The organism is Armatimonadota bacterium, assembly GCA_016869025.1.
In the GTDB taxonomy this organism is placed as follows: domain Bacteria; phylum Sysuimicrobiota; class Sysuimicrobiia; order Sysuimicrobiales; family Humicultoraceae; genus VGFA01.
On the sequence record VGFA01000004.1, the window covers coordinates 120,799 to 134,202 of the forward strand.

At 69.1% G+C, this 13,404-nt stretch carries 10 protein-coding genes; 5 read left to right on the plus strand and 5 right to left on the minus strand.

The features are described from left to right. Positions 1-3 precede the first annotated feature (3 nt). The 3 genes from FJX73_04335 to FJX73_04345 are packed head-to-tail and all read left to right on the plus strand — an operon-like array spanning position 4 to position 4,379. Positions 4-1,266: a GNAT family N-acetyltransferase gene (locus tag FJX73_04335; protein MBM3470005.1), complete on the plus strand. Its 1,263-nt coding sequence runs from the start codon at positions 4-6 to the stop codon at positions 1,264-1,266. Beyond that, positions 1,206-3,299: a lytic transglycosylase domain-containing protein gene (locus tag FJX73_04340; protein MBM3470006.1), complete on the plus strand. Its 2,094-nt coding sequence runs from the start codon at positions 1,206-1,208 to the stop codon at positions 3,297-3,299. The genes FJX73_04335 and FJX73_04340 overlap by 61 nt, the downstream gene beginning before the upstream one ends. 21 nt (positions 3,300-3,320) lie before the next feature. Beyond that, positions 3,321-4,379, plus strand: coding sequence for a 4Fe-4S ferredoxin (locus FJX73_04345; GenBank protein ID MBM3470007.1), 1,059 nt, complete (start codon positions 3,321-3,323; stop codon positions 4,377-4,379). 32 nt (positions 4,380-4,411) lie between these two features. Here the strand turns inward: FJX73_04345 and FJX73_04350 are convergent, their stop codons facing one another. The 4 genes from FJX73_04350 to FJX73_04365 are packed head-to-tail and all read right to left on the minus strand — an operon-like array spanning position 4,412 to position 10,516. Next, entirely contained in the window at positions 4,412-6,544 is a 2,133-nt protein-coding gene (locus FJX73_04350; protein ID MBM3470008.1) for a DUF1926 domain-containing protein, read from the minus strand. Beyond that, positions 6,541-7,839, minus strand: a complete 1,299-nt coding sequence (locus FJX73_04355) for an FAD-binding oxidoreductase (GenBank protein MBM3470009.1) — start codon at positions 7,837-7,839, stop codon at positions 6,541-6,543. Before FJX73_04355 ends, FJX73_04350 begins: the two co-directional genes overlap by 4 nt. After that, positions 7,836-9,068, minus strand: coding sequence for a (Fe-S)-binding protein (locus tag FJX73_04360; GenBank protein ID MBM3470010.1), 1,233 nt, complete (start codon positions 9,066-9,068; stop codon positions 7,836-7,838). Before FJX73_04360 ends, FJX73_04355 begins: the two co-directional genes overlap by 4 nt. A gap of 8 nt (positions 9,069-9,076) precedes the next feature. Continuing rightward, complete coding sequence (locus tag FJX73_04365) at positions 9,077-10,516, minus strand: FAD-binding protein (GenBank protein MBM3470011.1); 1,440 nt, start codon at positions 10,514-10,516, stop codon at positions 9,077-9,079. 78 nt (positions 10,517-10,594) lie between these two features. On the opposite strand from FJX73_04365, the gene FJX73_04370 reads away from it, so the two are divergent. Next, positions 10,595-11,584, plus strand: a complete 990-nt coding sequence (locus FJX73_04370; protein ID MBM3470012.1) for a putative sulfate exporter family transporter — start codon at positions 10,595-10,597, stop codon at positions 11,582-11,584. 95 nt (positions 11,585-11,679) lie between these two features. Continuing rightward, complete coding sequence (locus FJX73_04375; GenBank protein MBM3470013.1) at positions 11,680-12,393, plus strand: SagB/ThcOx family dehydrogenase; 714 nt, start codon at positions 11,680-11,682, stop codon at positions 12,391-12,393. 21 nt (positions 12,394-12,414) lie between these two features. On the opposite strand, the gene FJX73_04380 is transcribed toward FJX73_04375, so the two are convergent. Further along, on the minus strand, positions 12,415-13,365 hold the full coding sequence (locus FJX73_04380; protein MBM3470014.1) for a 2-dehydropantoate 2-reductase: 951 nt from the start codon (positions 13,363-13,365) through the stop codon (positions 12,415-12,417). Positions 13,366-13,404 lie beyond the last annotated feature (39 nt).

Sequence of the window (13,404 nt, forward strand, 5' to 3'; positions counted from 1 at the left end):
GGAATGTCGAACGATCACGATTGCTCAATGACAACCGCGACGATCTCTGAAGGCCGCGCAGCCGATCTGGATGAGGTGCTGGCGCTGCTTGCATCCGCCGGTCTGCATGGCGGCGGGATGCCCGAGCACCTCGACGGCTTCCTAGTCGCTCGCGAGGATGGCCGGCTGGTGGCGACGGTTGGACTGGAGAACCACGGCACCGTCGGGATCCTGCGCTCAGTCGCGGTCGTGCCCGGCTGCCGGGGCCGCGGGATCGCCGCGGCGCTGGTACGCGCGGCGATCAGCCGGTCCCTCGCGAGGGGCCACCAGGCCCTCTACCTGCTCACGAATACCGCCGAGTCCTACTTCGAGCGGTTCGGCTTCCAACGGATCGAGCGTGCGCAGGTCCACCCCGCGGCGCTTGTATCGAAGCAGTTTGTTAAGAAGGCGTGCGAGCAATCTACTGTAATGATGCTGGAGCACAAACGATCAGGGAGGGCTGAGATGAACGAGCACGCAATCCGCAACGCGGTGCGAGAACGCTACGCCCGCGCAGCAACGGCCGGAGCGACCTGTTGCGACGGGTCCGGACAGAGTGGAGCCGCGGCCTCCTGCTGTGACGGAGCCGGGCAGCGTACCGGATCGGCCTCCTGCTGCGCTCCTCCGGCGATCATCTTCGCGGACGGCCGCGCCGTGCCCGAGGAGATCGCGGGCACGTCGCTGGGCTGCGGCGCTCCAATCGAGGCGGCTGCGCCGCAGCCGGGTGAAACGGTCGTGGACCTGGGCAGCGGCGCCGGGCTGGACGCCTTCCTGGCGGCTGATCGGGTAGGACCGAGCGGCCGGGCGATCGGGGTGGATATGACCCCTGAGATGATCGCGAAGGCACGCGCCAACGCCGACCGCCTGGGCGCTGCGAACGTTGAGTTCCGCCTGGGGGAGATCGAACACCTGCCGCTGCCCGACGCCTGCGCCGACGTCCTGGTGAGCAACTGCGTCATCAACCTGCTGCCGGACAAGAGGCCGGCGTTCTCTGAGGCGTTCCGCGTGCTGCGGCCGGGCGGCCGGCTCGTGGTCTCCGACATCGTCAGCGCGGCGCCGCTGCCCGACGCGCTCAAGACGCCGGAGCTCTGGAGCGCGTGCCTGGCCGGGGCTCTGCCCGAGGCAGACTACCTGGGGCTTGTTGCCCGGGCCGGCTTCACCTCGATTGAGGTACTCTCGAAGCGCGGATGGGACGCCGCCGGACTGTTCAGCGTCACGGTGCGCGCGGTGAAGCCCGGCCGCGAGTGAAGCCCGCCGCCCTGGCAGGACTGGTTGTCCTTGCAGCCGCGCTGCCCGCACCCGGCATCCAGACCAATCTCGACTCGCTGCGGGCCGCCTACCTCACCGGGCGTGAGCTGACCCGGGCCGGCAAACACGCGGCCGCGTCCGACGCGTTCCGAACCGCGGCCGCGCATCCCACGCTGCGAGCCCACGCGCAGTACGAGCAGGCGGCCGCGCTGCTTCGGACCGGCACCCCGGGCGCCGCTACTGAGGCGTCTTCGATCCTCCGATCCACCGCGCCCTCTGCCCCGACCCGGCTGCGCGGCCGGATTCTGACCTTGCTCGGCGAGGCCGATATGGCCCTCGGCCGTCCTGTGCAGGCGGTGGCCGCGCTCCAGGCCGCGTCCGGTCTGCGACCGGACGATCCTGAAGTCTGGCTGCGGCTGGGTGACGTGGCCGCCTCCGCGGGCCGCGCGGACCTGGCGCGCCCCGCGTATGCACGTGCTACCTGGGCGTTCCCCGGGCACGGCGTCGAGGGACGTGCCCGAGCAGCGCTGTCGGCACTGCTCGGCAGGCCGGTCCGGGCCGGCGACATTGACGCGCAATCGAGACTGCTGCGCGGCAGGCGCCTCGCGCAGGGCGGCGAGTGGAATCAGGCTGCGGTCGAGTTCCGCGCCGTGGTGGCCGCGGCGGCAGCGGGAACAACCCCTGGCGCAACTCACCGCGCCTCGCGGAGCGTGGCCGGCGAATCCTGGTACCGCCTGGGCGAGATCTACATGCACTTCGACCTGCGCGCGGCGCACGACGCTTTCCGGCGGGCGGCCGGTGCCGGCTGGAACACACCGGGCGCCTGGTACTGGGCGGCCCTGACCGCGCGGCGGGCCGGCCTGACCGCGCAGGCGCGGGAGGCCTCCTCCGCGCTGTTGCGGTCGGCGCCGGCAGGGTCCTGGACCGCCCGCTTCTGGCTAGATGCGGGCAGGCGCGCCGAGTCCGACGGCCGAAGGCCCGAGGCCACCGCGCACTACCGCCGAGCGATCGCGGCGGCGGCGGGCTCAGGAGAAGCGGCCGAGGCGCGATGGCGACTAGGATGGGGGGCACTGGGTGCCGGGCGGCACGCCGATGCTGAGGCGGCCTTCCGCGAGGCCGCGCGGACCGCGCCATATCGAAGCGACGCAGCGCGTGCCTGGTACTGGGCCGCCAAGACCCTTGAGGCCCGCGGCCACCGGCCTGGCGACGCGTCGGCGCTTCTCCGCACGGTCGCCGCCCAGTACCCGCTCACGTTCTACGGCCAGCGCGCCAGGACCCGGCTGGGGCTGCCTGCACCATCGCTACCGCCGGCACCTTCCGCTACGCCCGATGCGCCCGAGCGCACCGTCGCGGCTCCCACCCACGAGGAGCTGGCCCGCCTGGGCCTCGACGCCGACGCCGTGGAGGCAGCAGAGGATTACCTGGATGCGCGTCCAGGCCGGCGCGATCTGCGCGATCTGCGAGTGGCGCGCGTGGTGCGCTTCCTGGCCGAGACCTGCGGCCGCATGGGCGCTGTACGCAGGTCGGTCGCGTACGCGGAAGAGGCCCTCGCCGGGGGGGTCCGTGACAAAGCCGTATGGCGGCTGGCCTATCCCAAGGCCTATTGGGCCGATGTGTCAGCCGCTGCGAAAACCGCGGGCATTGATCCCCTGCTCCTGCTTGCGCTGGTGCGCGAGGAGAGCCGCTACGATGCGCTGGCCATCTCACCCGCGCGTGCCGTGGGCCTGGCCCAGATCCTGCCGACGACCGCGCAGGCGATGACCGGCGATCCTTCGATTACCGCGCACCGGCTCAAGGATCCCTCCACCAACCTGACGCTGGGCGCCCGGTACCTGCGCCTCCAACTTGACCGGTTCGACGGCGACCTACGGCTGGCGCTGGCGGCCTACAACGCGGGACCCGGCGCGGCGCGGCGGTGGAGAAACCTGGATCCCGATCCAGACTACTTCATCGAGAAGATCGGCTACGCCGAGACCCGCGCCTACGTGCGCCGTGTGCTGGGATCGTACGGCGTCTACAGGATTGTGTGGTAGTAGGCGGCGAAACGATCCGTCATGGAAGAGATGCACGCCTACGAGCGCCTTGCCGATGCCCTGGACCGGCTTCCAAACGGCTTCCCCAGAACAGCCACCGGAGTTGAGATCCGGATCCTAAAGAAGATCTTCTCGCCCAAAGAGGCCTCCCTGGCGAGTCATCTCACAGGCATGCTGGAGTCCCCTGACGAGATCGCCCCCCGCGCCGGCCTGCCCCTGGAGGAAGCCGGCAAGCAGTTGTTCCAGTTGGCGCGACGCGGCCTGGTTTGGTTCGACAAGAAGGATGGCGTAGCACGTTTTCGGCTGGCCCCTTTCATCGTCGGCATCTATGAAGCCCAGAAGGACCTGCTGGACCACGAACTCTCGCACCTGGTGGAGGAATACCTCGTCAACGGCGGTGCTGCCGGGATCATGCAGCCGCAGCCTGCCCTGCACCGCGTCGTGCCTGCCGGGGGCGCGCTCAAGTCCGAGTGGATTCTTCCTTATGACGACGTGCGCGCATTCCTTCTGTCTGCCAGGGCATTCAACGTCCGCGACTGCATCTGTCGCCTCCAGCAGGACCACTTTGGCCGGCGGTGTGACTTCCCGTTGAACATCTGCCTCAGTTTCTCGTCGAGTGAGCGTCCTGCCCGGCCAGGGGACATCTCGCAGGAGGAGGCGCTGTCCCTCCTGGAGCGCAGCGAGGAGATCGGCCTGGTCCACACGGTCAGCAACACAATCGCGGGCGTGGGCTATGTCTGCAACTGCTGCGGCTGCTGCTGTGCCCTGCTGCGCGGGATCGCGGAGTGGGGGATCGAGAACTCGGTCGCCCACGCCAACTACTACGCGGTCATAGATCCTGAAGTGTGCGCAGGTTGTGGGATCTGCGTGACGCGCTGCCAGGTGCACGCCGTTGCCGATCAGGATGGGGTATCCGTCGTGAACCGGGAGCGTTGCATCGGCTGTGGGTTGTGCGTCACAGGATGCTCCACCGGGGCCTCCAGCCTGCAGCGCAAGCCGGAGGCGGAGATTGTTCACCCGCCTGCCGATTTCGCCGCCTGGGAGCAGGAGAGGTTACGCAACCGCGGGTTGATTGACTAGCCCGCCCTCGGACGAGGAGCGCCCGCAGGCAGTCAGGCCGGCGATTGAACCTCAAAGGAAAGCGTGCCCGCCCACGCCTCCCCTGGCTGCAGCCGCATCGGCCAGACAAACAGCAGCGAGGCGCCCTGGAAGGTGCGCTCGAAGCCGGCCTCGGAGGCCGAGACGACCTCAATCGGCACGACCCACAGGGATGCCGGCTCCTGGGCCTCGACGCGCGCGCCCACTACCATGCTCCATCCCGGGTCGCGCAGCGCAAACGCCCTCACCCCGTCGTGGCGTCCCGCATCGCCCACGCGGCGCGCGGCGCAGGATGCGACCACTGCGGCGTCAGGCCCGGTGGTCCCCCAGTTGGTCTCGATTGCAAGCTCGGCGGTCAGTACTGCCCCGCTCTGGTTCGTAATGCAGTAACCTGCCTCCAGCCCGGCCGTGCCGGGCCGGACGAGCAGCGTCTTCTCGACCCGCACGGGCGCGTGCACACCACCGACCCACACGTGACCATCGCGGGCCAGGCGCACCGAGATCTCTCCTGGCGCGTGCCGGGTCTCTGCCACAAACGGCTGGTTCACGAAGTCGCCCAGCTCACGCACTCCGCCCCGGGCAAAGGCCGCGGGCCCGCCGCCGGGCTCAAGGAAGTGGTCCAGGAAGCTCGATCGCCGGTACCAGTCGGTCGTCAGGTGCCGGTCCAGCCCCCATTCCTTCACCCGTACGCGTGAGGTGTGGATCGTCTCCACTTCTCCGGTGGCCGCGAGCACGGCCTCGCCGCGAGCCAGCGCCCTCCGCAGCATTTCGTGATAACCCTCGGGCCGGCGGGTCATCACGTTGACCAGGTTCACGCCGGCCTCGCGCACGTCCCACGCGACCACGCTGCCGCCGTCGGCAGGATCAACGGTCAGCACCTGCGCGTCGGATCCCAGCAGCACCTCGTCCTGGCCGTCACCGTCGAGATCCTCGATGCGCGCATCCACCCAACGCCGCGGCCTCCTGCCGCGGTCGGCCAGCCGCTCTGCTTCGATCAGGTGGGAGTAGTTGGCCGAACGAATGTGCCCCAGGTAGATGCCACCGAAAACCCCGTGCCAGTAGGGGCAGTTGCACTGCGCCTGCCAGAGATGGTCCAGCGCGGCATCGCGTCGCAGGCCGGGCCGCATACGCCACACCTTGCGGCTGACGCGCAGCATTGCCTTGTGCAGCGTGTTGATCTCTGGGTACTTCACCAGGAAGTGGCGCCAGTACCCGCCCCGGAGAAACGGCAGAACGTCGGCGCGGCCCTCTGCTTCGAGGTCGTGCCTGAGCGCGGGCAGCCGCGAGGCACCCTCGGGGGGCAGCGCCCACTCGGTCATCTCGTCGTAGGAGGCGGTCGGCAGGTAGACGCGGCCCTGCGGTGGGTGCTCGCGGATCCACTCCCCGGGCGGGACCACGGCCAGCCAGTCGCGGGCGCCCTCCAGCGCCGAGAAGAACGCCTCGATCCAGCCGCGTTCCCAGCACAGGACGCGCGTGCCCGGCCACAACCCGAACTTCTCGCCGTCGTCTCCCATGACCAGGATCCGATCGTCATCTGATGCCTGGCCGCGCAGCCAGGCCATCAGCGTCTCCACCGTGGCCCAGGGGATGCGGTACCGGAGCGCCTTGGCGCTGGGGAAGATGCGCAGCGGCGCGCCGACCTCCTCGGTGACGAAGTAGCCGGTCAGCTCGTCGGAGGACATACCCACGTGCTGGAAGTGCGTGTCGTCCACAATGGTGTAGGTGACGCCGGCCGCTGCCAGGGCCTTGGGCAGGTGGGGCTCCCAGACGCGCTCGGCCAGCCACAGCCCCGTGGCCTCGCAGCCAAAGAGGTCGCGCACCGCCGCGGTCATCTTGAGTATCTGGCCGTGCTTGTCCCGGTCTGGGATGATCGGCAGGATCGGCTCGTAATAGCCGCCGGTCATGATCTCCACCTGGCCGCGCGCCACAAGCGCGCGGACGCGCTCGATCAGGTCCGGATGCTCGCGGAGCAGCCAGTCCAGCAGCGGCCCTGAGTAGTGCAGCGCCACGCGCACCGCAGGGTGCCGTTCCAGCGCGCCGACCATCGGCTCGTACGCCTCGTCGTGGCCGCGCGCGAAGACCGAGTGGAAGTTGCCCACCGGCTGGTGGTTGTGCAGTGCCAGCGCCAGGGTCAGGCGCGGCGTCAAAGCCGTGCCACGAACCGACCGGGATTGAGGACGCCTTTGGGATCAAACGCCTGCTTGATCGCGCGCATGATCTCAAGCGTCCTCACGTGGGGGACGGGCGACCAGACGTCGCCCGTCGCTTTCAACTCGCGCGGCGCGCGCGCTACAAGCATGTTGCCTTGGTGGCCCGTCGCGATCTCCTTCACCGCGCCAAGCGCAGCAGCGTCGAAGCCGGCGGGATCAGCATGGATCCAGATGGTCCCACTTGCAGTGTGTGCCACGACGCCCGTTGGGTCGGGCACGGTCGAGCGCAGGCGGGCCAGCGCCGCCGGGACCTCGCCCGAGGGTACGGCGACGCGGATCGCGATGCCGTCCCCCTGCCAGCCGAAGTCGCGGATCGCCCGCCAGAGCGCGACCTCGGCCTCGCCCTCAAGAGTCTCGGCGTCGAGGGCCGCCTCCGCCGCCCATGCGGTGACATCGCGCACCTGCCGGGCCACCGCGGCCTCAAAGCCCGTCGCGCGCACCAGCAGGCCCGCGGCACTACGGCCGAGCGCGCGGGCCGCGACCGCGTCTACCACCGTGACCGCTGCCGGCAGCAGCAGCGATCCAAGCACGCGGCCGGACAGACGCAGGAGGTCAGAGGCGTCGGCGCCCCAGACCGCGACCGTGCGCGATGCCTCGGGCACCGGGAGCAATCTCAACGTCAACTCGGTCAGAACGCCCAGCGTACCCATTGAGCCGACGAGCAGCTTGCACATGTCGTATCCCGCTACGTTCTTGACGGTCTTGCCCCCTGCCTTGATGAGCGTACCGTCCGCCTGCGCTGCCCTCGCGCCGATGACCAGGTCGCGCGCCGAACCGCAATACGCGCGACGGGGACCGTTCAGGTCGGCCGCCACCGCGCCGCCCGCGGTCGCGCTCTCGGCGCGCGGGGGTTCCAGCGGGAGGAACTGACCCCCGGCAGAGATCGCGCCCTCCAGGGCGCCCAGCGTCATCCCCGCCCCTACCGCCACGGTCAGGTTCGCGGCGTCGTGCTCGACGAGCCCTGATAACCGGTCGGTCAACAGCGCGACGTGGTGGGCGCGGGGAGGATTCCCGACCTCCATCGCGGTGCCACGACCCCAGGGCACGACAGCGGCGCCGGCCTCGCCGCAGAGCCGCAGGACAGCGCCGACCTGCTCGGCGTCTCCCGGCCGAACCGCCAGGGCAGGGGTCAAGCCGTCCACGGTCCACCGGGAGGCGCCGGCAACCGTAACCCACTCCGCGCCCAGCAGCGCCTCGAACCTGGGAACCAGCGTCAGGGGGTCGGCGATCACGCGCCTGCCTCGTCCAGGAGGTCGAGCAAGTGCGCCACGCGCACCGGCACCCCGAATCGCCTGGCGCCGTAGCGAAGCTGCATCATGCAGCCGGGATTGGGTGCGACCACGACCGAAGCGCCGGTGGCGCGGATCGCTTCCATCTTCTCGGCCAGCAGCGCCTCGGAGGTCTCGGGCTGGAGGAAGTTGTAGATGCCCGCGCTGCCGCAGCAGCGGTCGGACGCGGCCATCTCCCGAAGCGTGAGGCCGGGAATCGCGGCCAGCAGCGCCCGGGGCTGCGCGCGCACTCCCTGCCCGTGTGCCAGGTGGCAGGGATCCTGATAGGTCGCTACCTGATCGGTGGCGTTGGGCGAGTTGCGCAGGCCCAGCGCGGCCAGGAACTCGCCCGTATCCCGCACGAGCAGGCTGAAGCGTTCGGCCCTTTCCCTGTAGTCCTGGTCGCCGCTGAGGAGGTGTCCGTACTCCCTCATCGCGGCGCCGCAGCCCGCGGCGTTGGTGAGGATGGCATCCACGTCGGCTGGGAAAGCGTCCACGTTCCTCCTGGCCATCGCCCGGGCGCTGGCGATCTCACCGTTGTGGATGTTCAGGGCACCGCAGCACGCCTGGTTTCGCGGGATCACCACCTCGCAGCCGTTTCGCCGCAGTACGCGCACCGTTGCTTCGTTGATCTCGGCGAAGAAGAGACTCATCGCGCAGCCCGAGAGAAATGCCACGCGCGCGCGCCGCTCGCCGATCGCGGGCAGCACTTCGGCCGCAGGCGTGTAGAAGCGCGACGACGCCTCTGGCAGCAGCGCGACGGCCCGGCGCAGGCGTCGTGGCAGCAGTCGCATTGCCAGGGCTGCCAGGCCGCTGCGCTGGAAGAACCGGATCACGGCTGCCAGTGACCGAAGCCGCCCAGGACGCGGCATCATGTGCCGCAGGGCAAAGCGCACCACCGTACGCTGGAGCGGGCGCCCCGGCGGACCCAGGACCTCGCGCGCGGCCTCTGCCACCCGGCCGTACTGCACGCCCGAAGGACACGCGGTTTCGCACGCGCGGCACGCCAGGCACAGGTACAGGTGGTCGGCCACGCCCGGGCTCACTGCGAGCCTTCCGTGCGAGGCGGCCTCGATCATGTAGATCCGTCCGCGCGGCGAGGCGGCCTCCAGGTGCGTCAGGCGGTAGGTCGGACACTGATTGAGGCAGAGCCCGCAGTGGATGCAGGTCTCAACCTCAGGGATGACCGGCATCGTCCGGATCACCGGGCCGCCTCCCCTGCCGCCCTGGCCGCTGGGATCGTCCCGTGCACCGGGCGACCGGTGGGAAATATCTTGTCAGGGTTCATCGCCCCGTCCGGATCGAAGGCCGACCTGACGCGCTTCATCGCGGCGATGTCGTCGTCCGAGTACATCCATCTCAGGTACTCCCGCTTCTCCATCCCCAGTCCGTGTTCGCCGGTGATCGTGCCGCCGACCGCGATGCAGGCCCACATTATGTCCTCGGTGGTGGCCACGACCCGCGCATACTCAGAGGAGTTGTCGTCGAACTCGAACAGCAGGTTGGGATGCAGGTTGCCGTCCCCGGCATGGAAGAAGTTGGCAACCTGGATGTTCAGGCGTGTGCCGGCCTCGGCGATCTTGCGCATTATCCCGGCCAGATGAGAGCGCGGGGCGCAAACGTCGAGCATGATCGCCTTGCGCGCAAGTTTCCCGAGCGCGCCGAAGGCGTGCTTGCGGCCCTTCCAGAGACCCATGCGGTCCGCGGCGGTGGCCGCGGTCTGGACGCGGCTGGCGCCCTGTCCGTGGCAGATTGCCTCGATCCGTTCTATCAGTACCGGCACCGATTCAGCCAGCCCCTCGACCTCGATGAGCAGGGCCGCCTCGGCGTCCTCGGGAAAGCCCGCGTGCAGCGTCCTGTTGACCGCCCGCATGGACATCCCGTCAATGATCTCCAGCGCCTCAGGGATGATTCCTGCCGCGATCACCGCCGATGCCGCCTCGCAGGCGGCATCCATGGTGTCGTAGACCGCCAGCAGCGTCCGCACCGCCTCGCGTCGCGCGAGCAGGCGCACTATGATCCTGGTTACAATGCCGAACGTGCCCTCCGAGCCGACCAGGACACCGGTCACGTCATAGCCGGGCGCGTCCAGAGCGCGGCCGCCGACGCAGGTAACGGTTCCGTCGGCCAGCACCACCTCCAGACCGAGCACATGGTTGCTGGTTACCCCGTAGGACAGGCAGTGCGGGCCGCCCGCGTTGTTGGCAACGTTGCCGCCGATCGTCGCGGCCACCTGGCTGCCCGGATCGGGCGCGAAGAACAGCCCGTAGGGTTCGAGCATGGCGGTCAGCTCGGCGTTGACCACGCCGGCTTCCACCACCGCCGTTCGGCCGACCGGATCCACATCGTGCACGCGCGTCATGCGCGTCAGCGCCACCACGACGCCGCCGCGCTCCGGGATCGCGCCGCCGGCAAGCCCGGTGCCGGCGCCCCTGGGAACTATCGGCAGCCCCCAGTCGCGCACCGCCCGCACGACCTCACAGACCTGCTGGGTGGTATCCGGAAGCACCACCAGGTCCGGCATGTGCCGGCTGACCATCAGCGCGTCCTGCTCGTAGACGATCAGGTCTTCCGGACGGTGCAGAACGTAGGCGTCGCCCACGATATCCCGCAGCCGTCGGATCAGCGGGGCAAGCGTCATGGCCCGATTATAGCCGCTGGGCCTGCTGGGCGCATCGGTAGAGGAACCTAGGAACTCCGGCCAGGAGGCCGGTTGGAGTTGGGCGAAGTCGAGAGCATGCCCGCTACCGGAGTCGCCGTCCTCGTCCTCATATCCGCCGCCGCGTGGTTCCTCGGCGGGTTCGTACCCCTGGTTGGAGCACCTGTGATCGCGCTTCTCGCAGGCGCGGCCATCCGCAACACTGTCCGCAACACTGTTGGAACGCCCACGGCGCTTGCCCCTGGGGTAGAGTTCACGCTCGGCCGTCTGCTGCGGCTGGCCATCGTCCTCTTTGGCACAACGCTGAGCTTTACCGAGGTGGTATCGCTGGGCAGCGCATCCTTTCTTGCTATATGCGCCACGATCGTCCTGGCCCTGGGACTCACCGGCCTCTTCGGCAGGTGGGTGCAGGCGCCTCCAGGGCTGGTCAGACTGATCGGTGCGGGCACGGCGATCTGCGGTGCCACGGCAGTCCTGACCGTCGGGCCGATCATCCAGGCCAAGAAAGAGGAGATCGCCTTCGCGGTCACCACGATCTTCCTGTTCAACATGGCTGCGGTCGTCGTCTATCCGCTGATGGGGCACCTCTTGGGGCTCCCGGATGCCACCTTCGGGATCTGGGCCGGCGCGGCGATTCACGACACGTCCTCGGTGATGGCCGCTTCGCTGGCCTATAGCGAGCAAGCCGGAAGGGCGGCCATGGTCGTCAAGCTTACGCGAACCTTGATGCTTGTCCCCCTCGCGCTTGTCTTCGGCCTCGTCGCGCACAGCCACCGGAGCGTCAGCGTGGCCAGGGTATTCCCTTGGTTCGTCCTGTGGTTCGTGCTGGCCACGGGCCTGAACACACTGGGGCTGTTTGATCCAAGGACGGTACGCCTGGCAGGCCTGCTGGCGAAGTTCCTTGTTATCATGGTGATGGCAGCGGTAGGCCTGAGCGCCGACCTCCGGCGGATGCGCGAGATCGGCCTTCGGCCGTTCTACGTCGGCCTCTTCGCCTCGGTGCTGATCGCCGCGGTGAGTCTGAGTCTGATCCGCTGGCTTATAGGATAGGGCGCCGGGAAGGCCGTGTGGACTGCCTGCTGCCGCTGACCGGAAGGGCCGCAGTGTGTTGGCGAGAACTCCTTGGGGCGGGGGGGAATCGAACCATGAGCAGGTCTCGCGTCCTCACCTTCGCCACAGCGGTGGCAATCCTGGGGCTGGGAGTGTGGTTGATGGCGTTGAACCCTTGGCAGGATGAGTCGGGAGCCGCCGGGCCCTCCGGCGAGCGGGTGAAGCTGCCCGCGCCGCGCACGGACGGCGACACCTCGGTCGAGCAGACGCTGCAGCGGAGGAGGTCGGTCAGGGAGTACCGGGACGCGCCACTGTCCCTCGCCGAGATCTCGCAGCTCCTCTGGGCCGCGCAGGGCATCACCGAGCCCAGGGAGTCGCGCAGGACAGCACCCTCGGCGGGTGCTACATATCCGCTCGAGGTCTATCTCGTCGGCGGGAACGTGGCCGGACTGCCGAAGGGAGTCTACAAGTACAGGCCCCTGGACCACGAGATCGCCCGGGTGAGGGAGGGCGACGTGCGCAGGGAGCTGGCGGCCGCGGCGTTGGGACAATCCTGCGTCGAGCAGGGCGCCGTTGCGCTGGTCTTCTCTGCCGTGTACGAGCGCACAACCAGGCGGTACGGCGAGCGGGGTATACGGTACGTGCACATGGAGGTCGGGCACGCCGCCCAGAACGTGTACCTGCAGGCGGTCTCCCTGGGGATGGGCACGGTCGTTGTTGGGGCGTTCGACGACGACCGGGTTCGGAGGATCGTGGGAATGTCCGAGGGCGAGCACCCGCTGTACATCATGCCCGTGGGCAGGAGATGAGCCGGGTGAAGAGCGGGGTCTCTAGCTTCCTGGGCCGGCTTGTTCTAAGCACTTCACCAGGCGCATCAGCGCGAGGTTCACCGGCGTCGCAACTCCCAGCCGGGCTCCTTCCCTGACGACGGCACCGTTGATCACATCGATCTCGGTCTGACGTTCCATCTCCACATCCTGCAGCATCGAGGACCTGTTGTCCCCGGTCCGACGGGCCACATCCCGGACGTGCGCCCAGGGATCCTCCAGCGGCACCCGCACGCCGGCCCGGCCGGCCACGGCGAGGCCTTCATCCACCGCCTCCTTCATGATCTCGACCGCTTCGGGCATCTCTAGCAGCCGCCCATTCCGCACACGCAGAATGGCGGTCAGCGGGTTGATGGCGATGTTGACGAGCAGCTTCGCCCATATCACGCCCTGCACGTTGTCGCTGGCAGACGCATGGAGCCCGGCGTCCGTAAACGCCTCCACGAGGCATCGCAGCCGATCCGTGGGCGCGCCGTCCAGTTCCCCGATCAGGGTCTCGCCTGAGCCGGCATGGTGGATGCGTCCGGCCCCGAGCACATTGGCCCCCTGACCCGTGGTCCCTGCCATGAGATGGCTCCTGGGTACCTCCTCAGCCAGGGCGTCAACATTCCCTAGCCCGTTCTGGAGAGTCAGGACCACCGTGCTCGGAGCGAGGAGCGGGGCAAGCGAGGCGGCGGCCTGCCTCGTGTGGTAGGACTTCACGAACACCAGCACCAGGTCGCACGGGCCGACGGATCGGGGATCGGTGACGGCCCGCGGCCGCACGACCCGTTCCTCGCCGTTGGGCTCCACAATGCGCAGCCCCTGGCGCGCGATGGCGTCCGCGTGCCCGGTTGCTGTGTCCACGAGCCAGACCTCGTGCCCGGCGGCCGACAGATATCCCCCGAACAGGGACCCCATGGCTCCCGCGCCTATCACGCACACCTTGAGCTGCCGCGCCCCTCCTGCCTCCATCGCAATCACCCGATTCCCAACCGCCTCCCTCAGGGGCAG